20 protein-coding genes and 1 tRNA gene are annotated in these 20,918 nt (G+C 47.1%); 8 read left to right on the forward strand and 13 right to left on the reverse strand.

Annotated elements, in window-relative coordinates:
* Positions 1-11 precede the first annotated feature (11 nt).
* Both SGI98_05680 and SGI98_05685 read left to right on the forward strand, forming a co-directional pair.
* Entirely contained in the window at positions 12-1,307 is a 1,296-nt protein-coding gene (locus SGI98_05680; protein ID MDZ4742894.1) for an efflux RND transporter periplasmic adaptor subunit, read from the forward strand.
* Positions 1,308-1,312: 5 nt separating this feature from the next.
* Complete coding sequence (locus SGI98_05685; GenBank protein ID MDZ4742895.1) at positions 1,313-4,486, forward strand: CusA/CzcA family heavy metal efflux RND transporter; 3,174 nt, start codon at positions 1,313-1,315, stop codon at positions 4,484-4,486.
* Positions 4,487-4,495: 9 nt separating this feature from the next.
* Here the strand turns inward: SGI98_05685 and SGI98_05690 are convergent, their stop codons facing one another.
* Entirely contained in the window at positions 4,496-5,614 is a 1,119-nt protein-coding gene (locus SGI98_05690) for an ATP-binding protein (GenBank protein ID MDZ4742896.1), read from the reverse strand.
* A 386-nt stretch (positions 5,615-6,000) separates the two neighbouring features.
* Between SGI98_05690 and SGI98_05695 the strand changes: the two genes are divergently transcribed.
* Both SGI98_05695 and SGI98_05700 read left to right on the forward strand, forming a co-directional pair.
* Entirely contained in the window at positions 6,001-6,165 is a 165-nt protein-coding gene (locus SGI98_05695; GenBank protein MDZ4742897.1) for a hypothetical protein, read from the forward strand.
* Between the two features lie 278 nt (positions 6,166-6,443).
* Positions 6,444-7,829 carry a carbohydrate porin gene (locus SGI98_05700; GenBank protein ID MDZ4742898.1) on the forward strand — a complete coding sequence of 462 codons (1,386 nt, stop codon included), beginning with the start codon at positions 6,444-6,446 and terminating at the stop codon, positions 7,827-7,829.
* Positions 7,830-7,902: 73 nt separating this feature from the next.
* On the opposite strand, the gene bluB is transcribed toward SGI98_05700, so the two are convergent.
* Both bluB and SGI98_05710 read right to left on the reverse strand, forming a co-directional pair.
* Positions 7,903-8,556 (reverse strand): 5,6-dimethylbenzimidazole synthase, encoded by a 654-nt coding sequence (gene bluB / locus SGI98_05705; protein ID MDZ4742899.1) that lies wholly within the window; start codon positions 8,554-8,556, stop codon positions 7,903-7,905.
* Positions 8,557-8,612: 56 nt separating this feature from the next.
* Positions 8,613-9,737 carry a hypothetical protein gene (locus SGI98_05710; GenBank protein MDZ4742900.1) on the reverse strand — a complete coding sequence of 375 codons (1,125 nt, stop codon included), beginning with the start codon at positions 9,735-9,737 and terminating at the stop codon, positions 8,613-8,615.
* A 178-nt stretch (positions 9,738-9,915) separates the two neighbouring features.
* Here SGI98_05710 and SGI98_05715 point away from each other — a divergent pair, with 178 nt between their 5' ends.
* Both SGI98_05715 and SGI98_05720 read left to right on the forward strand, forming a co-directional pair.
* Positions 9,916-12,318, forward strand: a complete 2,403-nt coding sequence (locus tag SGI98_05715; protein MDZ4742901.1) for a glycoside hydrolase family 31 protein — start codon at positions 9,916-9,918, stop codon at positions 12,316-12,318.
* A gap of 85 nt (positions 12,319-12,403) precedes the next feature.
* Positions 12,404-12,640 carry a ferredoxin gene (locus SGI98_05720; protein MDZ4742902.1) on the forward strand — a complete coding sequence of 79 codons (237 nt, stop codon included), beginning with the start codon at positions 12,404-12,406 and terminating at the stop codon, positions 12,638-12,640.
* A 45-nt stretch (positions 12,641-12,685) separates the two neighbouring features.
* Here SGI98_05720 and SGI98_05725 read toward each other — a convergent pair whose 3' ends face one another.
* From SGI98_05725 to SGI98_05750, 6 genes are all read right to left on the reverse strand, one after another.
* A complete protein-coding gene (locus tag SGI98_05725; protein ID MDZ4742903.1) occupies positions 12,686-12,922 on the reverse strand; it encodes a CDGSH iron-sulfur domain-containing protein in 237 nt (78 codons plus the stop codon).
* 14 nt (positions 12,923-12,936) lie between these two features.
* Positions 12,937-14,175, reverse strand: a complete 1,239-nt coding sequence (locus SGI98_05730; protein ID MDZ4742904.1) for an argininosuccinate synthase — start codon at positions 14,173-14,175, stop codon at positions 12,937-12,939.
* 349 nt (positions 14,176-14,524) lie between these two features.
* On the reverse strand, positions 14,525-14,974 hold the full coding sequence (locus SGI98_05735) for a protease inhibitor I42 family protein (GenBank protein ID MDZ4742905.1): 450 nt from the start codon (positions 14,972-14,974) through the stop codon (positions 14,525-14,527).
* Between the two features lie 50 nt (positions 14,975-15,024).
* On the reverse strand, positions 15,025-15,477 hold the full coding sequence (locus tag SGI98_05740) for a hypothetical protein (GenBank protein ID MDZ4742906.1): 453 nt from the start codon (positions 15,475-15,477) through the stop codon (positions 15,025-15,027).
* A gap of 244 nt (positions 15,478-15,721) precedes the next feature.
* Positions 15,722-16,306 (reverse strand): HdeD family acid-resistance protein, encoded by a 585-nt coding sequence (locus SGI98_05745; protein MDZ4742907.1) that lies wholly within the window; start codon positions 16,304-16,306, stop codon positions 15,722-15,724.
* Between the two features lie 69 nt (positions 16,307-16,375).
* Positions 16,376-17,128, reverse strand: coding sequence for a class I SAM-dependent methyltransferase (locus SGI98_05750; GenBank protein MDZ4742908.1), 753 nt, complete (start codon positions 17,126-17,128; stop codon positions 16,376-16,378).
* A 79-nt stretch (positions 17,129-17,207) separates the two neighbouring features.
* Here SGI98_05750 and SGI98_05755 point away from each other — a divergent pair.
* Positions 17,208-17,281 (forward strand) — tRNA-Gly (locus SGI98_05755).
* 33 nt (positions 17,282-17,314) lie between these two features.
* Positions 17,315-17,839 carry a CYTH domain-containing protein gene (locus SGI98_05760; protein MDZ4742909.1) on the forward strand — a complete coding sequence of 175 codons (525 nt, stop codon included), beginning with the start codon at positions 17,315-17,317 and terminating at the stop codon, positions 17,837-17,839.
* Here the strand turns inward: SGI98_05760 and SGI98_05765 are convergent.
* From SGI98_05765 to SGI98_05780, 4 genes are read right to left on the reverse strand one after another with little or no spacing between them, the layout of a single operon-like run.
* A complete protein-coding gene (locus SGI98_05765) occupies positions 17,804-18,817 on the reverse strand; it encodes a LacI family DNA-binding transcriptional regulator (protein MDZ4742910.1) in 1,014 nt (337 codons plus the stop codon). The genes SGI98_05760 and SGI98_05765 overlap by 36 nt on opposite strands.
* A gap of 23 nt (positions 18,818-18,840) precedes the next feature.
* The gene (locus SGI98_05770) at positions 18,841-19,302 is read right to left on the reverse strand and encodes a PTS sugar transporter subunit IIA (protein ID MDZ4742911.1); all 462 of its coding nucleotides are present in this window, start codon (positions 19,300-19,302) and stop codon (positions 18,841-18,843) included.
* Positions 19,299-20,180, reverse strand: a complete 882-nt coding sequence (locus tag SGI98_05775; GenBank protein ID MDZ4742912.1) for an NAD(+)/NADH kinase — start codon at positions 20,178-20,180, stop codon at positions 19,299-19,301. Before SGI98_05775 ends, SGI98_05770 begins: the two co-directional genes overlap by 4 nt.
* Entirely contained in the window at positions 20,177-20,914 is a 738-nt protein-coding gene (locus SGI98_05780; protein MDZ4742913.1) for a TlyA family RNA methyltransferase, read from the reverse strand. Before SGI98_05780 ends, SGI98_05775 begins: the two co-directional genes overlap by 4 nt.
* Positions 20,915-20,918: the final 4 nt, after the last annotated feature.

A 20,918-nucleotide genomic window follows, 5' to 3' on the forward strand; every position in this document is an offset into this window, starting at 1 on the left:
AAATAATTTATATGCAAAATATTCTGATCACTATTCTTTTATCAATCATCCTGCTGGCGGGCTGTTCACGATCTGATGAAAAACATGAAAACGATCAGGAATCGAACGGTTCAGGTAAAAAGCCAGAAACGCCGGTCGTACCCAAAAAAGAGATATGGACCTGCTCCATGCATCCCCAGATCAGACAGGATAAACCCGGTGACTGTCCGATTTGCGGTATGACACTTGTCCCTGCAAAAGAAAACGTAAATCAGGTATCCCAAAATCAAGATCCTGCTTCTACAGCAAAGGCGACAGTTAGCCTAATGCCTTCCCAGGAAAGTGTTGCCAGCATAAAAACAATCCCGGTAAAATCCGGGCCTTACACTAGGGAGATCCAATTTTTCGGGGATATCAAATATGTTCAAGATAACCATCTTGATCTTACCTCATTTTATCCAGGCCGTGTAGAAAAAGTTCTCATAAGCTATAATACAACCTCCGTATCAAAAGGCCAACCCCTCTTGGAAATCTATTCCGAAGATGTGATCAATGAACAGGAGAAATACCTCGAAGCCCTCCGGCAAAGATACCTGACCACATTTTACGAACGTAAAATCGTCACCGCCAAAATCCAAACCATTAAAGAAAAACTCCTCAAGGGTGGCCTGACGGAAGAAGACCTTGAATCCCTCGTGAAGGAAAATAAGGTCAAAAAAACAATCATCATCAAAGCGGCACAATCCGGTTCAATCGTCGGTCAAATCCCCCACGTGGGAGAACGGATCACTCAGGAGTCTGTCATCTTCCATATTGCCCCCTTGGGAAAAGTATGGTTTGCTGCACGCGTTTTCGAAGCCGACATGACGTCCCTTAAGCCTGGCCAGAAAGCATCAATTGAAACAAAAGCACGTCCGGGGAAAACCTATGAGGGAAAACTGGTTTTCATCGACCGTATCCTCGATCCTACAAACCGAACTGTCCTCGCGCGCTTCGAAATCGACAACCCCAAACAAGAACTCCTCCCTGAAATGTCGGCGACTGGAAAAATCCAATCGGGAGACTCAAAGACTTATATACTCATCCCCTCCAGCGCTGTTATCGATACCGGCCTGCGGAAACTCGTTTACGTAAAAACGGGCGACTCGTCATATGATCAAAGGGAGGTCAAAGTAAGTGAAACTACCTCGGGACAAAGCGAAACAATGGCCATCTCAAGCGGCCTGAGCAACGGGGAGGAAGTCGTCACCTCCGGAGCCTTCCTCCTCGATGCAGAAGCTGAGCTACGCGGTCTTAATTCTGCCTCCCAACCTGAACACCAACACTAGCCATGATCCTGCGCAAACTTGTCGAATGGTGTTTAAACAACCGGTTTCTGGTTCTCGCTTTTTATCTAGGCATCACCGGGACCGGCATCTGGTCCATGTACAATACACCCATTGATGCGATTCCTGATCTGAGTGAGAATCAAGTGATTGTTTTTACGGAATGGCCGGGGCGCTCAGCCAGCGAGATCGAGGATCAAATCACTTATCCTCTCTCCACAGCCATGCAGGGACTCGCTGGGGTAAAAACCGTCAGGGCCTCCTCGGCTTTCGGTTTTTCCATGCTCACGATTATCTTTAATGACAATGTAAATGTTTATTTTGCCCGAGCACGGATTCTTGAGAGGCTCAATTCCCTCCCCATGAAACTCCCGGAAGGAGTCACCCCCAGCCTCGGGCCAGACGCCACCGGGCTCGGATGGGTGTATCAATATTATCTCGATGACTCGGAAGCCCGGCGCACGGGCAAGAATATCGACTTGGGACAATTACGAGCTATTCAAGACTGGCTGGTCAGGTACCAGCTTAACTCTGTCCCCGGCGTGGCGGAAGTAGCCAGTATCGGGGGATTTGTCCGCCAATACCAAGTAGATATCGACCCAAACCGTTTGCGCGCCTATAACCTCAATCTCCCTCAAGTCATCCAAGCCATCTCGGGATCAAACCGGAATGTCGGTGGGGGAATCATTGAAAAGGGCGGACGCGAATTCACCGTCCGCGGCTTGGCACTCATAGAAAGTATCGATGATTTGAATAACATCCTTGTTGGATATTCAAACAACCAACCCATCCGGCTCAATGATGTCGCCATTATCGGGATGGGACCTGAACCCCGCCGCGGGGTACTGGATAAAAACGGGAAGGAAGTCGTCGGGGGCACTGTGGTGATGCGTTATGGCGAAAGCACCCGTGATGTGATTGCCCGAGTGAAAACCAAGATTGCAGAAATCCAACCAGCCTTGCCGGAAGGGGTTGTGATCAAATCATTTTATGATCGTAGCGAGCTCATCGAACGGGCCATTGACACATTACGGGTCACTTTGATCGAAGAAGTCATACTGGTGATCCTTGCTCATATCATTTTCCTCTGGCATTTCAGGAGTATCCTGATCGTAACAATCCCCCTGCCCCTCTCCATCCTGATTTCATTTATCCTGATGCAGTGTTTCGGGATCACATCGAATATCATGAGCTTGGCTGGAATCGCGATCGCCATCGGTGTCCTCGTTGATGCCGGAATCGTCATGACAGAAGCCGTGCTGCGTGAGGCACATAATGTGCAGGAAGGTAAAGTACCCGGATTAAAGTATCCTGAAGACCTCAAAGAAATCGTCTTGCGTGCCACGTCCACGGTCGGCCGCCCCATATTCTTTTCAATGGCGATCATCATCCTGGCATTTGTTCCTGTATTCGCGATGGGTGGGCAGGAAGGGAAACTTTTCCACCCCTTGGCATTTACAAAAACTTTTGCCATGGTCGGGGCTACACTTTTATCGATTACTTTTGTCCCTGTCCTGTGTTCCCTCTTCGTCAGAGGCCATCTTCATGACGAGAATGACAACCTCCTGATGAGGTTATTAATGAAAATTTATCTGCCCGTTTTAAAGTGGGCCTTGAACCACAGGGCTTTGGTTATTTTATCAGCTGCGGGCATTCTGGCCTTTTCACTTTTATTTCTTGCCCCCCGGATGGGAAAGGAATTTATGCCCCCCCTCAACGAACGGGCCTTTATTTTTATGCCGACAACCCTGCCTAGCGCCTCGGTCAGTGAAATCAAACGGACCATGTCCGCCCAGAACATCATCCTCTCTCAAATCCCAGAGGTCGAAAGTGTGGTGGGTAAACTCGGCCGCGCAGAGACGGCCACTGACCCGGCGCCGATATCCATGATTGAAACCACGATCATGCTCAAGCCCCCTGAAAAGTGGCGCAAAGGCATGACCATGGAAAAACTCCGAGCAGAGATGCTTGAAAAGATGCAAGCCTTCCCGGGATTCACACCGGCCTTCCTCCAGCCGATTCAAAACCGGGTCCTCATGCTCTCGACAGGGATCCGTACCCAAATCGGCGTCAAAATCTTCGGGGACAACATCGAAACCCTGCAACATCTTGCTCTTGAGGTGGAAAAGGCTCTGGGAACGGTGAATGGCGTTACAGACCTTTATGCGGAAAGGGTCACAGGGGCCCCCTATCTGGAGATCGACCTGCGCCCGGCGGATGCTGCCCGTTATGGGGTGCCTGTTGCAGATGCCCTCGAGGTGATTGAAACTGCTCTGGGAGGCCGGACGATTACGACAACGATTGAAGGGCGTAAACGTTTTCCCGTCCGCTTGAGGTATGCGCGTGAGTTACGTGATTCCCCTGATCAAATCCGGCGCATTCTGGTTAACTCCATGGACGGGACATCACTTCCCCTAGAGAAAATCGCGGATATCCGGATCGTTCCCGGCCCGTCCATGATCTCCAGTGAAAACGGGTTATTACGCATCTATGTCCAATGTAATGTCAGGAATCGTGATCTGGGATCTTTTGTTGATGAAGGGAAAAGAGTGGTGACTCAACAAGTAAAACTCCCTCCCGGCTATTATGTTTCATGGAGTGGGGAATACGAAAACCAGATCCGGGCTAAAAAAACGCTTCAACTGGTTTTTCCGATTGTTATCGCTGTTATTTTTATCCTTCTTTATATCACTTACCATTCCGCCATTGAAGCCGCCCATGTCCTTTTGGCTGTCCCATTCGCATTATCTGGTGGGATTATCCTCCAATACCTGATGGGATATAATTTCAGTGTTGCCGTGTGGGTCGGTTATATCGCCCTATTCGGTACCGCCGTGCAGACCGGGGTCGTCATGGTTTTATACCTGGAAGAATCCCTTAAAAGAAAGCAACTGGAAAGAGGATCGGCGTTCAATCTTGAAGATTTGAAAGCCTCAGTCATTGAGGGTGCTGCCCTGCGCCTGCGCCCGAAGGTCATGACGGTGGCCACCATTCTAGCCTCTTTAAGCTTTATCATGATTCCGGCACTGAGCGGGAATAGGACCGGGATAGAAATCATGCGTCCGATCGCAGTCCCTGTCATTGGCGGAATGGTGAGCAGTCTGCTCCATATCCTGATCGTGACACCCGTCATCTTTCTTTGGCTCAGGGAAATAGCTTTTAGGAGAGGACAGAAAAAATAGGCATCTTCCTTACCTCGAAGCTGGAGGATTACAAAGGGGCAGATGGATGCAAAAAGTCGATCCCCTGCCGGGAAAACTCTCGAGTCGGATAGATCCATGATATTTCTGGATGATATTATAAACGTAATATAACCCCAGCCCCGTCCCTCGTCCGACTTCTTTAGTTGTAAAAAACGGATCGAATATTTTCTGGTGTAAATCTAAGGGAATTCCCGCGCCGTTATCATTAATACACACGGAGACATTATTATCCGACCTCTCCACACTCACATTAATCTGGCCGGTTCCGGTAATGGCTTCCTCAGCATTGAGGAGAAGATTGATAAAAAGCTGGAGAAGCTCAGAACGTGAAGCCTCTATCCAATACCTATCAGCCTTCATGGTGACATCCATTTTAATGCGGGAGGAAAGGCCCGGACGGATCAGATTCTCCACTTGGCAAAGGACCTCCCCCATTTCCAAGATTTCAAGCTCCGTTTCTTTTTGGTGGGCATAATTCACCATATTGCGGGTGATTTCCGAAGCGTGACGGATGGATTTCTCTATTTGATTGAGATAAATCACAGCATTGGGGACACTCTGAATTTCCTCTTGTAGTTTATTTGTGAGGGCCAAAATCGTCATCATGAGGTTGTTAAAATTATGGGCGACACCTGCAGCAAGTGTCCCGACAGCCTCCATTTTTTGGGAATGATAAAGTTGATCATCAAGTTTTTCATTTTTTTGAAGTGATTCTTTGAGGACAGTCATGTCTCGGTGGATCACAAGCAACCTGTCGAAACCTACTTGACCTTTCAACGGGATCTTTACGGTATCAAACCAAATCTTCTTCCCTTGCAAATCATGCCTGACATATAAATCAAAGTGAACGGGCTTTCCCCCTTTGATGATTTCATTATCTTGTTCCAACCACTCCAGAAACTGTTTTCTACCTACATAGGGCTCAACTGTTTTCCCAATCATGTCTTGAGGCCTTTGATTATAGAGTGCAGCATCATTTTGATTGATATAGATGAAGCGGCCTTCCAGATCCTTCACGCAAATATAGGCCAAATCAGAATCCAATACCTCGCGCATGATCTCATTGTCTTTATAAATCTGGAGATAGTTATCAGTATCAAAGGTCATAAAAATATATTAAGGAATAGTTTGATATGATCTTAAGCCTCTATGGATCTTAAGCGGGGGCATATTTTCAATAAATTCACTAATTATCAAGTCATTTTAATTTATAAGCTAAATTACTATATATTTATTATAATCAATATTACGACTCAACAGAAAAATGTCCTTAACTAATGAAATCCCCCTCAATTCACCCACTCGAAATCCCGAAGAGCCAATAAAATACTATTTAAATCGAAAAATCTTTTCAGAAAACTGTATAACGGGAGGTTCGCCCTGCCTATCACAAAACCGATGACCGGATCCGCAAGTCACGCGTTCCTTTGCACCTTGGCCTATTACCTTTAATGGCTTCGCCAATAAGCGGCTGAAAGGCTTCTTCACCCCCGATGGAACCAACAAACACCGCCAGTGGACCATGCGCAATGTCATCGAACGCCTCGGGGGCCATCCGCCGTGAACGCATTGTCATGGCCGACGTCGAGTTTGAGAAAGTCACCACCCATCAATATGACCAGCAAAGAATCCTCGACGCTCTCAAGATAAGACTGTAGCCATCTTTGTGAAATAAGAATTCATCCCATCTTCCTCGATTATAATAACTTGCACTAAAACTTTAAAAAAAATGTGCGTGAGGGCAAAATTTGTTAGTTGACGCTAACATTTCTTTATACTAAATACCCTTCGCTATGTTTTACATAAAAAAACGGTTAAGACATTCACTCCACCTAAAACTCACTATTGATAGGTACAAATATTAATCGCAATTTACTTGCGTTTAATAAAAGGAATCATTTTAGTGACGAAACTTATGTTGAAAACTATTATCTATATGAAACAATTATTACTCATAACAATCCTCTCTCTTGCGTGGCCTTTTTTGACCAGTGCTGCTGACACATCCAAATCAATCGAGGGTTCCCCTGTGATGAGTCAACAATCACAATCCATCTGGGAAAGGGATTATCTCCTCGGGGACTGGTGCGGGGCACGTCCGGATTTAAATAATAAAGGGGTCACGATCAGCCTGGATTATACGGCTGAGGTCTGGGGATTTGTTGATGGAGGGCTGGACCGCGGTTCTTTATATCAAGGCCTTTTTGAAGGTGGCCTTGACTTTGATTTTGAAAAGATGATGGGCTGGAAAGGCGGAAGCATGAGGGTTAATGCCCTGATCCCCCAAAATTCCAATAACAATGGCCCGACATTTTTTACGGGTAGTGGATTTGACTCCAGCAATATCTCGGCCAATGACACAGCACGACTTTTTGAACTGTGGCTCCAGCAAGATTTTCTGGATGATAAACTATCCCTGCGGGCCGGACAACTTGCTGCGGATGACGAATTTTTCCTCAGTGAAACAGCCGGTCTATTCCTTGGCGCAAACTACGGCTGGGGTAATAATCTTGCATCCAATATTCCCAATGGCGGGCCAGCATACCCAGTAGCAGGGCTGGGAGTACGCGTCAAAGTCCAGCCGGTGGAACAATTTTATGTCATGAGCGCCCTATTCCAAGGTGATGTCGGTGACCAAGCTACAAACAATCAACATGGTACATACTGGGATCTCGGCGGGGACCAAGGGATTTTCTCCATCAATGAAATGGGTTACCTCCTGAACCAAGAAGAAAATGCGAAAGGATTACCGGGCTCCTATAAATTTGGAGGATGGGCACATACCGGTGACTTCTCTAGTTTTCTATATGATGACACAGGCCTCTCGTTGGCAGACCCGGCTTCCAGTGGTATCCCGGCTCTCAATCACGGCACCTGGGGACTTTACTTTATCGCAAACCAAATGGTTTACCGGAAGAAAGAAGGGACCGACCAAGGCCTCTCAGTCTTCTGGCGCATCGCGGGAGGACCTGATAACACCAGCACGATTCCCTTCTACACCGACTTTGGAGCTTCCTACAAAGGCTTGATCCCCTGCCGGAGTGATGACACCATCGGAGTCTCTTTTGGAGTGGAAGGATATTCGGATGATTTAGCCACCACGGGCGACCAGAGGAATTCATTGAATGGTACGAATGAACCTGTTGTGGGTAATGAAGCCATCATTGAAGCTACCTACCAGATCCAACTCGCCCCATGGTGGTATCTCCAGCCCGACATCCAATACATCATTAATCCTGCCGGTGGTGCATTAAATCCGAATACCGGTGGAAAAATCCAGAATGCCGTCGTAATCGGACTGCGCACGGGTTTGACCTTCTAAGCTGAAACGAAAGTTCCATTTTAAAACGTATTTGAGACAGAAAAAGGTGTCATCATGAATGAAGTTTACGCTTTTAACCTATCCATTTCTCCGTCATTACGAGATCTTTTAACGGAAGCCTTTTGCCCCAACCTATTGTTTCGAGCATGGGTTTGTCCTCGAACTCTTCTGGGTATCCCACGCACAAGTAAGCGATAAGCTGGACGGAGGGTGGCAGTTCCAAAATCGATTCGATCTGGCCTTGGGGCAAAATGCTCACCCACCCGACCCCGACTCCTTCCGCACGGGCGGCGAGCCAGAGATTCTGGATCGCCAGACAGACACTGTCCCTGATCGTCTGGGGAATGGTTCCTGCCCCGAGGGTGAATCGGCCCTCAGGCGGGGGTTCACACACGACAGCGAGGTTAAAATCACTTTCCATGATCCCTTCGAGCTTGAGGGAATCATAAAGTTCTTGGCGTTTTAGATCTGTTATCCGGATTTTTTGGTCGGTATTAACCCCCGAAAAAAGTTCTTTGACACGGTTCCTCGTTTCCAGGGAGCGAATCATGATAAAACGCCATGGCTGGGATAAACCGACCGAAGGTGCGGCATGAGCAGCATTTAAAATTTTCTCAACAGTCGCATCGGGGACTTTGCCCGAACGGAACTTGCGGATATCCCTGCGCGAATAGAGGACTTTATAAAAGCCTTCACGTTCTGTATCGGAAATATTGCCTTGAGCCATAAACAGGATTCAACGCCCAGTCCGATGGACTGTGAAGAGCAATTTGCGCAGGAAAATCATTTTCCCCTCACAAGCCAAGGCCATTTTCTCATCCCTTTGGACTGCCATTTTCTCGGATCAATGCTTTTTAGATAATCATAGGCGTCAGAGATATTCGAGGGAGGAACCTCGACCCCGGTGACATTACTGGTGAAAAGGAACATTCCTTTTCCACCATCCGTGCATTCCAGAAAATAGTCGACTTCGTCACGGACATCCTGACCTGTTCCGTAAGGTAAAGTCCGCGTGACAGACAAACCCGTCATGAATTTCGGTGTTTTTCCGGTTTTTGTCTTTTTCGAGTGGATCACCAAGGGATCAACGTTACATTCATATTGGAATCCCTGAAACCCACTGAACCCGATATCGAGAATATCATCAATCAAGGGCATGATGTTCCCGTCACAGTGATGGAAGAGCTGTATCCCCGCTTCAAGCAGTGGTTCAATAGAATAACGGGCATGTTTCCAATAACGTTGTTTTAAGAAACGTGGGGAAACCATGGGTGACTTATTATCGCAAATATCGTGTCCGCAAAATAGCATGGGGATAAAGTCCATTTCTTTGAATAATTCCACAAGTTCTTTATTCTTCTCCCGAGCAATAACAGCATCCGCCCAGAAAATTTTCTCCACTTCATCTGGATATAGTCCACAAGCCTCGAGGAATGCCTTGTATCCATATTGGAAATAGAGTGCGAAATTTGCAACCGCTTCCCAATGAGTAGGAATCAATTCGATTCCCTTCATCTTGGGCAGAAACGTCTGATACCCCTTTAAACAATCCTCTTTGTACTTGCCGTATGGGAAGTCTTTGAGGACACCCTCCTCAGTGTTGGGTATTTTCTCAGCCCTTTCAAGTAGGTCTTCTGGCATGAAATGTTCAAAATTATGCTCTTCGACACTACCCTGCCGCATTTCCTCTTCGGAATGAGGAATGATCGCTGTAAAGACGATAGCATCCACCCCGAGCCGCAAATTCGCCTCGACCACCCCCGCAAAGGCATCCTTCATAAATATATCGAGTGGCATTCCCGCAATTTGCGCAATATTGCTTGCCCCGAGATTCCATCCACCAAACATGGGAATCCGGTCAACAGGCTCTTCATTGAGTTGTGCTAAAATTCTTTCTTTTCGAGTCATAGGTTTTCCTTTCCCTACATCATGTTCTAATCTGCAAAGCTTTAAAGCCAGAAGAGAAGAAATCCTTTTTTAAACCAGACGAACTTCATCCTTTCAGGAAGGTTTCCGCGCAATAAAGTCTATTTGCAAATAGTGATTATTCCCGCTTATATACTGGCCATACACTCCTTCTCTATATATGCAACCACTCTATAAATACCGCCCGGTTACCCGAGACCTTGAAACCCGTGATGTCGTCCGCGCCTCAGTTATCCGTGTCGCCATTCGCAAACAAGGCAAATCCTCAATCACCTTTGATTCCTTCGCCGCATCAAAACTCTTTGGATTTATTTGCTCCGGCGACGCCGACATGGTGAATTACAAAAAGAAATTCGGGGATGGAGAAGAAATCCCGGGAACACTCAAATTAGATATCCTCTCAGACGATGTCATCCGTGTACGGTATGCAGAGGAAAATGAGGTTCCTGAAAATCAAACAGCCATGCTCGACTGCCATCTCTCGGGCCCGAAGAAATGCAAGATCAAGGTAGAGAAAACAAAATACCAAGCCTCTATTTTAGTCGAAGGCAGTAAAGAACAAAAAGTTTCCAGAGAAAATACCCAAGTCATCATCGAGACGGCCAAGGTCAGGGTTCTCATTGATTATGAACCGTACCGCCTCACGGTCACCGATCTCAAGGGTAAAAAAATCTGTGGTGTCAGCGGAGCTGAAAAAAACCATTTTGGCACCTGGGACACGATCGGCACATCCATTTGTAGAACTATGGACTCCCAATCACCGATCGCCGCGGAGAGCTTTGATCTCGAAACCGATGAATGCATTTACGGTCTCGGTGAAAAATTCCTCAAACTCAATAAAGTCGGCCAAACCCTCGACCTTTGCATGCAAGACGGCCTCGGTGTTTATTCTCCCCGTACCTATAAAAATGTGCCGTTCCACGTCTCCACCCATGGTTACGGGGTGTTTTTTAACCACCACAGTATGATGACTTATTGGGTCGGCAGCAGTGGAGCCGCTGATATCCAAGTCGCAGCGGCAGACGACTTCCTCGATTATTTCCTGATGTTTGGCCCCATTTCTAAGGTTCTTTCCCTTTACACTGATATTACGGGGAAAGGTCAAATGCCCCCAGCATGGACTTTTGGTTATTGGCAGGCAAAATTCTCCTACCGCTCAGCCATCGAAACCCTCGAGGTGGCGCGCAAATTGCGCGAGAATAAAGTACCCTGTGACGTTATCCACGTGGATACTGATTGGTTCAAGAAAGACTGGCACTGTGACATGGAATTCGATCCGGTTGACTTCCCCGATCCGGAGGGTTGGCTCAAGGAGCTGAAAGAAAATGGTTTTAATGTTTCTCTCTGGCAAATGCCTTATATCAAGGAGCCCAGCCCCCTCTTTAGCGAACTGGCTGCGGTGGATGGGTTCATTAAGACAAAAGATGGAGAAATCTATAATCTGCGCCCTGAATTCAATGAGGTGGCCGCGCCAATTGATTTCACTAATCCTAAAGCCGTAGAAATCTTTAAAAGGTATTGCGCCAGAATCTTGAGAATGGGTGTGCGTTGTATCAAAACTGATTTTGGTGAGGAAGCCCCCACCGATGGAGTGTATCATAATGGCTTGGACGGTACCCATAACCATAATCTCTACCCGCTCATTTATAATAAAGCTGCTTTCGAAGTGACAGAGGAAGTCCATGGCCCCGGAAACGGCGTCGTCTGGGCGCGTTCAGCCTGGGCGGGAAACCAACGTTATCCCCTACACTGGGGTGGCGATGTCTCTCCCCTCTGGGAAGCCCTCGGACCGCAACTCGCAGGGGGACTGTCTTTTGGATTGTCCGGATTCCAATTCTGGAGCCATGACATCGGTGGATTCCTTGGGGAAACCGCTGACCATAAGCTCATGACCCGTTGGCACCAGTTTGGTTGTTTGAATTCCCATGCGCGTAATCATGGTTGTGGCGAACGCGAAATCTACCGTTTACCTAAGAAATACTTTAAACTTTGCCGGGACGCTATCCGTCTCCGTTATAAATTACTCCCCTATATCATGGGCCAATCCTACCAGTGTGTGGAGTCGTCCCTGCCCGTGCTTAGGGCTATGGCCGTGGATTTCCAAAATGATCCGAATACTTGGAATCTCGCCGATCAATACATGTTTGGCGTTCACCTGCTTGTCGCTCCCGTCTTTAGCAAGGATGACTCCCGTCGTTTCTACCTGCCCGCAGGCGAGTGGACAGACTGGTGGACCGGAAGAATAGTCACGGGAAATCAATGGATCACACAGACAAATATTCCACTGAGCCGTTTTCCCCTCTACATCAAAGAAGGCGGCATCATCGGTTTACAACCCGTAATGAATTATGTGGATGAGAAAAAGGTCGATACCTTGATCCTTCGGATCGCTCCATTGAGCAGCAAGGGAGTCACCACGACCACTTTGATTGTTAACGGCAAAAAAGTCCCCGTTACTTATCAGTCTGTGAAAGGCAAACACTTGGTCACTGTCGGGAAAGGCGAATTCTCAGTCAAGATCGAAGGTTCCCTCTCCAAAAAAGCTAAAATAACGCGCCGTTAGATTGATTGGCTTTTTTAGAAGACTGTAAAAAATATCTTATCGCAAAAGGACACGCAATTTGCTTTTTTAATGGATCATACCCCCTATGGCTAATTATCAAGACAGATTCGAGCAGAATGTGACCGGCGGCTATTACGTCGACCGGACCTGTGTCCATTGCAAGCTTTGCATGTCGATTGCCCCGGATCATTTCACCCAGCAAGGTTTTGCCGGATTCGTCATACAGCAACCCTCCACAGACAGGGAAGAAGCCCTTTGTGAAGTAGCCATGGATAGTTGCCCCGTCAACGCCATCGGCGACGACGGCAATAAAAAAGGCTAACCATTATCCCGGTTAGCCTATTGGTTTTCCCTATAGCCTATTCCACTAAATCTTATTGTGTGTCCCGTCACAGAACGCGCCATTATGAGAGTGTTTGCATCCGCACCACCAGACTTTTTTGGCTTCGGTAATCTCTACTTTAAGAGGAAGGATATCAGTCCCTTTATGGGATCCGTCACAAAAAACCTTGTTTTTAGCTAAGCCACAAGCACAAAAGAAATATGTACCCGGCTCCATATCCATTTCAATCGGCGCCTTTTGCGCAATATGCGGTTCTGACATGATATTATCTCACCCTATTTCGTTTTCTTGGATTTTGAGGCATGAACCTTTGCCGCTACTTTCAGGCGCAGGCCATTCAATCGGATAAATCCGGTGGCATCATCTTGGTTATAGGCTTTTGTCGGATCCGCATCCATCGTGGCAATTTGCGGGTTGTAGAGGCTCACGGGACTCTTACGCCCCGCTACCATGATATTTCCCTTATAAAGTTTCACCTTCACTGTTCCGGTCACATTCTTTTGCGACTCGGTAATGGCGGCTTGGAGGAATTCACGTTCAGGGGCAAACCAGAATCCGTAATAAATCAGTTCAGCATATTTCGGAATCAACCCATCACGGATGTGCATGACTTCGCGGTCCATCGTGAGTGTTTCCATCTGGCGGTGGGCAAACATCAGGATTGATCCGCCGGGGGTTTCATACACACCACGGCTTTTCATCCCGACAAAACGGTTCTCGACCAAGTCAACACGGCCTACACCATGTTTACCCCCGAGTTTATTGAGTGTTTTCATGACTTGAAGAGGGTTCATGGCCTTACCATTGACGGCCACACAATCTCCCTTCACAAAATCCAAGGTCACATACTCGGCCTTGTCTGGCGCATCTTCAGGGGAAACAGAGAGTTTATACATGTCCTTGTATTTCGGATCGAACGCATCAAGCCAAGGATCTTCCATAATCCCGGCCTCATAACTAATGTGGAGCAAATTACGATCCATCGAGTAGGGCTTCTTTGCACTAGCCTCGACAGGAATTTTTTTGCGTGCGGCATACTCGATCATTTCAGCACGTCCGGGAAAATCATGGCGGAAATGGGCATCACGCCATGGGGCGATAATCTCGATATCGGGTGCCAAGGCTGCGGCAGCCAGCTCAAAACGGACTTGGTCATTACCTTTTCCAGTCGCTCCGTGGGCAATGGCATCAGCACCTTCTTTCACCGCGATTTCCACCATGCGTTTGGCGATGAGAGGCCGGGCGATACTCGTCCCGAGGTAGTATTGCCCCTCATAAACTGCATTAGCCTGGATCATCGGATAAATAAAGTCCTTGGCGAATTCCTCCTGGAGATTGTCGATATAACATTTGCTTGCACCCGTTTTGAGCGCTTTTTTATTAAGTCCTCTAAGCTCCTCCTCCTGCCCTACATCCGCACAAAATGCGATAATTTCTGCGTCGTGGCGGTCTTTCAACCATGTCAATAGGACGGAAGTATCCAGTCCACCGGAATAAGCGAGTACGATTTTCATAAGCAACCACAGTCATAAACAACTCCGCCAGCGAATCAATGACAAAAACGGCCCGATCCCGGATTGTAACGGAAACGGGCCGAAAGTGTATAATGGCAATCAAACGTTACTTCTGGGTTGTCCTCAAAACCTCATACTTGGCATGATCATCTTTGTGAGTGCGGGTAACGCTATAGGGGTCATATTTAACTGGGCATCCCGGTGAGTTTTATTCACCTCAAAAATCGGAATCAGCCCCGAGCACATCACCTGCACGATCAAACCCCCTTGAACTACCGCAAACAAAATCCGATGGCCTCAAAATAGGTCAACGCTTAATCGCGAGGATTGTTTTGACGATTGGAAAATCTTAATTCTCCCCGTCAACGGTAACCGTCAACTCTACACTTTTGGCAGGTGGAATATCTTTCTCCCAAGGACGGCCATAGAAGAAATGGATTGTTTTTTTGCCAAATGATACCGTTTCGAAAGGAAACTCGAAATACCCAGGGGCTCCGACGACATCGGAATTATTTTTAGAATGGAAGAACTGGTATTTACCTCCAGAAATAACAACTTTAGAGCCCTTGAGAGCAGTATAATTCCACAAGTAACCTGTTGTAGGATTACCTTTGAGCCTCACCCAGAAAACTTTCCCTTTAGGTAATGTGACCTTCTTTTTGCTTTCACCTTCCCGGAGATTAACAATAATCCTTTTATTATCTATTTGCGAATCTGTGGACTGGGCAACTAGCCTGAAAAATGAGGAATTTAATCCCAGCAAGACCAATAAAAGGGAGAAACGGATGGAAGAAGTCATTATAGAATCCTAACAAAAAGACTTCTTACAAACAACGTTATTTTCCGGGGTTACCCCCCGATAATCACAATCAACGTCGCTGTGCGGGCTGGTGCTCTGGCACCTGCCCCTTGATTCACCAGATCAAAAACAAGGGTCTGTTGCCCTGCGCCTGTCGCCAAGAATGGAAAGTCATAATACGCTGGGATATTCAAATCAGTGGAGGGCTCAACAAAGGCACGTTGCCCCGTTACTTTCACGACCTGTGGCCCCTGCACATCACGCATCACCCAATCATACCCGCCATATCCTTCTGCTTCCCCACCGGGAAGGGTCACTGAAAAGGCCTGTCCTTTGGGAACTTTTGCATGGAAAATACCCGTGGCACCGCTGAGTTGAATCGCTTGGATTCCGGTTACGGTCGGAGCCATGGCCGTTTTTTGTGAACCTTCTGGCAATTGAACTGATTGACATCCGGCCAAGGCAACCACGGCAAAAATCATCAGGGGAACAAATTGTTTCATCGCTCCTGTCTAACCCATGTTCATAAAAACACAAGTACCGAGAAATATTTCATGGCAATAAAAAAGAGTTTTTTCATACTTGCCACTAACAATATCCGGCCGCTAGTCATCACCCTGAGTGTCTTTGTGCCTTTTGCTGTGTTCTACCTATCGGGCCTGATTCCATCTGGGCCGGGCTGTGCCTCACGGGTTCAGTTTATTTTATTTTCCGCTCGTTATAACGATCCCCCGTCGTCTATGAGGACTACTTCCCCTTGGACGGACATTTTAAATGGGAAATAAGGGAAAGGATCGTGGCCCCCGCAAAAATCGCATCAATACCGAAGAATAGCCCTAGAATCCAAGCTACCGTTGAATCAAACTTAATAATAATATAATAACCCAGGATGACTGTAATAATCCCGTTGAATAACATCCATATCCATTGAGGCGCGGGTTTAAGCTGGAATGCCGCGATGAATTTATAAGTGCCGCTAATGATGAACCAAGCCGCCATCAATGAAGTCATCGTGACAATTCCCACGACGGGCACAGCAGCCATGATAATTCCAAGTACAGTCGAAACAATACCAAAGACCAAAGTCAGCCAGAAATGTGCTGTCCCTCTATGGGTGAGAGCGTAAGCTATCTGGGCAACACCTGAGAAAAGAATCAGCCAAGAAACAAATAACTCCACCGCGAGGGAACCCATTATGGGAAAAGTCACTGCGGCAAAGCCTAATACAATAAGTATCCAACCCGCTAGCTTCACTTGGCAGGCATTTTTGATTATGGACTCTTGGAATTTCCCTTTAATCATTTCTACTTCTTGCACGATAGGCTCGTTCATATATTTCCCCTTGTTGAGTTAATTAGTCTGCGGAGCAAAAAGATAACCAGACACCCGGATTTGCACAGCCTATTTTTCCCGGCAAAAAACGATTTGCCTCGGGGAAGTTCCGCGAAAGGGCCGCCCTTGATAATCCCCATATCGCTTCAAGAGTTTGAACCCATTGGATTCGATAAGCAATTTCAGTTCCTCAGGGTAGAAAACCCTCAGTTTGAGTTCATGACTCTCCCCACATTTTCCATTCGAAAACCTCTGGTGCCAGACCAAATGATTGATTTGCCGGACCGGATCATAATAACCAGTTTCCTCCACAATCACCTCGCATTTTGCTTTTTTATCCTGATAACGGCTGATCAGGAACCGATCATCTTTGACCCTTGTGAGAAAATTAAGGTTTGGATTTGGCACATCAATGGCAAAGATCCCCCCTGGACGAAGCGATTTTTTTACCGAAGTAAAAAAACGCTTTAATTCAGCAACCCTCACTAAATGCGCCATCGAGCCCATAGGCGCATAGACAAATTCAAACTCCCATCCTTTAAAATCCAAGCTTAAAACATCTTGAACCTCATAACCTATATTGAGTTTCGCCCGTTTCGCTTTCTTGCGGGCAAATTGCACGAGGCCACTCGAAAGATCGACACCCGTCACTGATTTTCCGGAGGCGGCAAGAGCCTGCGCAATTTGCCCGGTCCCGCAAAAAAGCTCTAGGATAGCGCCTTTGAATGGTTTGGATTGTCCCACCCAAAACGGGATATCGTTGCGTTTTAGAGGATCAACCATCAAGTCATAAATATCGGGATCATAATAAAAAGGTGTCATCACGTCCTATGATACAAATGCTTCCTGTAAAGAAAACTGGATTTTTCCGGCGAGTTTGCTTAAATCAGGAAAATTATACGCGGGTGTAGTTCAATGGTAGAACGCGAGCTTCCCAAGCTCGATACGGGAGTTCGATTCTCCTCACCCGCTCCAGTTAACGTTTTTTCACTTTATTCCCTGCTCCCTATGCCAAAAGAAATCGAACGTAAATTCCTCATTACTGGCGACTTCAAGCCCCAAGTAAGCACGAGTCATAGGATTACCCAAGGATACTTGTCTACGATTCCTGGGCGAACTGTCCGTATCCGGATCAAAGACCAAAAAGGATACCTAACCATCAAAGGGGCAATCAATGAAACAGGGATGAGCCGGTATGAATGGGAAAAGGAAATCGAACTGGCAGATGCCCATGAATTGCTCAAACTTTGTGAACCGGGTATGATCGATAAAACCCGTCATCTTATCCCCTGGGGAAAACATACTTTCGAGGTGGATGAATTCCACAGTGAAAACCGGGGGTTGGTGATGGCCGAAATTGAACTGGCTGATGAAAATGATTTTTTTGAGAAACCAGCTTGGCTCGGCGAGGAAGTCACCGGCGACCGTCGTTATTATAACTCCATGCTGATGAAAAACCCGTTTACGGAGTGGTCACCGTCCATGAAAACAAATAACTCACGCTACCGGACCAGCGCTGGCCCTGGTAATTAACTCAACCGGTAATCGGCGGACCTCAACAGGTTGTTTCTCTAGGCGATCCCAGAGGAGATTAACCGCAATCTGGGCAATGTCAGCCCGAGGTTGATGAATCGTGGTCAGGGGAACCTTATAGAATTCACCCATCTTAAGATTCCCATATCCAATGACCGATACTTCTTCTGGTAATTTAATATTCTGTGCAAGTAAAACCTCGCAAGCACCAATGGCCACATGGTCATTGACAGCAAAAATCCCTGAGAATTTCACACCCTCATCTAATGCCTGGAGCATGGCCGTCTTTCCCGAGTTCACATCGAACCCTGCGGAAAAGATAAATTTATCCACATCCTCGCAACCCGACTCAATCATGGCTTTACGGTAACCCTCTTTTCTTTCTTCACTGGATGAAACTCCGGCTGGACCGGTGAGAAAAAGGATATTCCTGTGTCCCAATGAAATCAGGTGCTGTGTCGCCATAAAGCCTCCAGCACGATCATCGGTCACCACAAAGGGAATATTCATGCCAGGGGCATTCGGAGGATAACGGTCAATCAATACCATGGGCACACCGTTTTTCGATGATAAATCGAAGATATCGTAGAACCGGCTGAGCCGTGGGGATGAACAAAGGATGATTCCGTCGACACGTGAGTCAATGAGGCGTCCAACCGCTTTTGTTTCTTCCTCCGCGCTGGAAAATGATTGTTCGATCAAGACCTTGAAATTTTTCGAGCCCACAATTTTACAAATTCCGGAAACAACCTCGGCCATATGCTCTTCAGTCAAAGACGGAATCACAACCCCTATAGTAGATAATGATTTGACTCTCAACCCGCGAGCAATCGGATTAGTCCGATACCCCATCGTCACAGCCAAAGCCTTGACCCGCTCCTTTGTTTTGACTGAAATGTCCGAGGCATCATTCATGACTTTCGATACAGTCATGATGGAGACACCGGCTTGTTCAGCGACCTGTCGAATAGTGACCATGGGAGGGGAGAATCAATGAGGGGTTAAATCTTGCCTTCGGCTTCTTCGATAATGGAGATGAATTCTGCAGTAGTGGAGGCCTTCAACAATTGGCTCCTGACATCGGAGTGCTTGAGGATGCGGGCCAATCCACCGACGAGCCTGAGGTAATCAGTCACCATTTTTTTCGGTGTCCCGATAATGAAGATCAATTTCACCGTAGAGAGCCCGTTATCCTCAAAATCGACACCGGCAACACTGCGTCCTACCGCCACGACCATGTCAGTCAATTGGTCGATCCGGGCATGGGGAAAAGCCAGTTCATTTCCAACGCTGGTTGTATAAATCCTCTCCCGCTCAAGTAACTCCCCGTAAAATTTCTTAAAATCTAAGATACGCGGGTCATTTTGGAGTAAATCAGCCACCTCCCTGATGGCGGGACATTTTTTCACCGCTACGAGATTCAGGTTGATTAATTCAGGTTTGATCAGTTCGACTATTTTCATTTCTTAACCTCAATATTTGATCCGCGCCATTTGAGTTTTTCTCTCAACACCTGATAGTATGAATACCCCTCAAGTTTGGCTAGCTGTACTTTTTCCTTGGCTTTCCGGAGCACCACCCGGTCAGTAGGTTCTAAAGCAAATTGCTCCTGCCCGTCCACAGTCAAATTAATTAAATAATCTTGCTCATGAATACGCGCTGAAATACATGACCGGTCACTGAGCACAATCGAACGGTTAGCCAAGGCATGTGGACATATCGGTGTAAGCACAAAAACATCCGCCTCCGGATGCACCACCGGGCCTCCGCCTGAAAGATTATAAGCCGTCGAACCTGTGGGGGTCGAAACAATAAGCCCATCCCCCGCATAAGTGGTGAATTCCTCGTGATCAACCTGGATATCTATACGGATGGTCCTGAGCACTTCCGCACGACAGATCACAACCTCATTAAGACTCAATGATCGAAAGACCGGTTCATCATCCCGATAAACCTCCACGTGGATTTGAGCGCGCGAACTTGTTATAAATTTTCCAGCCAAAATAGCGGCCATGGCCCCTTTAGCCTCATCAATTCCTACCGCCGTCAGGAATCCCAACCCCCCCAGGTTAATTCCCAAAACCGGTGTTTGTGAGCCCTTTAACCCGTGGGCGACCTGCAATAAAGTCCCGTCCCCTCCCAAGATAATAATCAAATCCGATTTTCTCCCGAGATCCTTGACCTCATGGGTCTCTTCCTTCCCCATCAAACAGGCGGTATTTGTATCCAAGAAAGCCTTGATCCCCCTCCTTTTTGCTGCATCCAATATAAAACGGGTAATCCCAGCCGATTCCTGCTTTTGGCTGTTTGCGATGATCCCTATGGCTTTGACGTTATTCATTTTTTCCTGAGCCCTATTAAAAACTCACGGTTTCCTTCCGCTCCAAAAATGGGTGAGTCCATTAATCCTATGACATTGAATCCGGTGTCTTGTGCAAACCCTCTGATATCCTGCGCGATTTGATCTTGGATATCCCGGTCTTTTAATACTCCACGGCACCGATCCATCACCTCTCTACCCGCTTCAAACTGCGGCTTGATCAATACCACAGTATCGGCACCGGCAACAATCTTATTGAATAAGGGACGCAGGATTTTCTTCAATGAAATAAATGAAACATCCACACAGGAAAACTCCAAGGGTAGATCAAATTGCTCACTTTCGAGATTCCGAGCATTAATATTCTCCCGGGAGACCACGCGTGCGTCCTGTTGGAGTTTCCACGAGAGTTGGCCATGGCCCACATCAATGGCAAAAACTTTTTTTGCTCCGTGCTGTAAAAGGCAATCGGTAAATCCACCCGTCGATGCCCCGACATCCAGACAGATTTTCCCGGAGACATCGAGATGAAATTCCGCCAAGGCCGCCTCGAGCTTGAGCCCACCGCGGCTGACATATTTCTCATGGGTTTTAAGGGTAACCACAGATTCGGGTTTTGTCTTGTGATCGGCTTTCGCGACCATTTGACCATCGACAAATACTTCGCCGGCCATAATCATCCGCTTAGCTTTTTCACGGCTTTCAATAATCCCGCGCTCAACAATCAAAATGTCTAAGCGCGTGGTCCGTGCCATAAGA

Source organism: Verrucomicrobiota bacterium (genome assembly GCA_034440155.1).
Taxonomy (GTDB): Bacteria; Verrucomicrobiota; Verrucomicrobiia; order JAWXBN01; family JAWXBN01; genus JAWXBN01.

Excerpts from the sequence above, each read along its gene's own strand:
- SGI98_05710 (MDZ4742900.1), bottom strand. The coding sequence starts at position 9,737 with ATGACTCGAAAAGAAAGAATTTTAGCACAACTCAATGAAGAGCCTGTT.
- SGI98_05740 (MDZ4742906.1), bottom strand. The coding sequence starts at position 15,477 with ATGAAACAATTTGTTCCCCTGATGATTTTTGCCGTGGTTGCCTTGGCC.
- SGI98_05775 (MDZ4742912.1), bottom strand. The coding sequence starts at position 20,180 with ATGAATAACGTCAAAGCCATAGGGATCATCGCAAACAGCCAAAAGCAG.
- SGI98_05695 (MDZ4742897.1), top strand. The coding sequence starts at position 6,001 with ATGGAACCAACAAACACCGCCAGTGGACCATGCGCAATGTCATCGAAC.
- SGI98_05760 (MDZ4742909.1), top strand. The coding sequence starts at position 17,315 with ATGCCAAAAGAAATCGAACGTAAATTCCTCATTACTGGCGACTTCAAG.
- SGI98_05735 (MDZ4742905.1), bottom strand. The coding sequence starts at position 14,974 with ATGACTTCTTCCATCCGTTTCTCCCTTTTATTGGTCTTGCTGGGATTA.
- SGI98_05765 (MDZ4742910.1), bottom strand. The coding sequence starts at position 18,817 with ATGGTCACTATTCGACAGGTCGCTGAACAAGCCGGTGTCTCCATCATG.
- SGI98_05745 (MDZ4742907.1), bottom strand. The coding sequence starts at position 16,306 with ATGAACGAGCCTATCGTGCAAGAAGTAGAAATGATTAAAGGGAAATTC.
- SGI98_05680 (MDZ4742894.1), top strand. The coding sequence starts at position 12 with ATGCAAAATATTCTGATCACTATTCTTTTATCAATCATCCTGCTGGCG.
- SGI98_05780 (MDZ4742913.1), bottom strand. The coding sequence starts at position 20,914 with ATGGCACGGACCACGCGCTTAGACATTTTGATTGTTGAGCGCGGGATT.
- SGI98_05750 (MDZ4742908.1), bottom strand. The coding sequence starts at position 17,128 with ATGACACCTTTTTATTATGATCCCGATATTTATGACTTGATGGTTGAT.
- bluB (MDZ4742899.1), bottom strand. The coding sequence starts at position 8,556 with ATGGCTCAAGGCAATATTTCCGATACAGAACGTGAAGGCTTTTATAAA.
- SGI98_05720 (MDZ4742902.1), top strand. The coding sequence starts at position 12,404 with ATGGCTAATTATCAAGACAGATTCGAGCAGAATGTGACCGGCGGCTAT.
- SGI98_05715 (MDZ4742901.1), top strand. The coding sequence starts at position 9,916 with ATGCAACCACTCTATAAATACCGCCCGGTTACCCGAGACCTTGAAACC.
- SGI98_05725 (MDZ4742903.1), bottom strand. The coding sequence starts at position 12,922 with ATGTCAGAACCGCATATTGCGCAAAAGGCGCCGATTGAAATGGATATG.
- SGI98_05730 (MDZ4742904.1), bottom strand. The coding sequence starts at position 14,175 with ATGAAAATCGTACTCGCTTATTCCGGTGGACTGGATACTTCCGTCCTA.
- SGI98_05690 (MDZ4742896.1), bottom strand. The coding sequence starts at position 5,614 with ATGACCTTTGATACTGATAACTATCTCCAGATTTATAAAGACAATGAG.
- SGI98_05770 (MDZ4742911.1), bottom strand. The coding sequence starts at position 19,302 with ATGAAAATAGTCGAACTGATCAAACCTGAATTAATCAACCTGAATCTC.
- SGI98_05700 (MDZ4742898.1), top strand. The coding sequence starts at position 6,444 with ATGAAACAATTATTACTCATAACAATCCTCTCTCTTGCGTGGCCTTTT.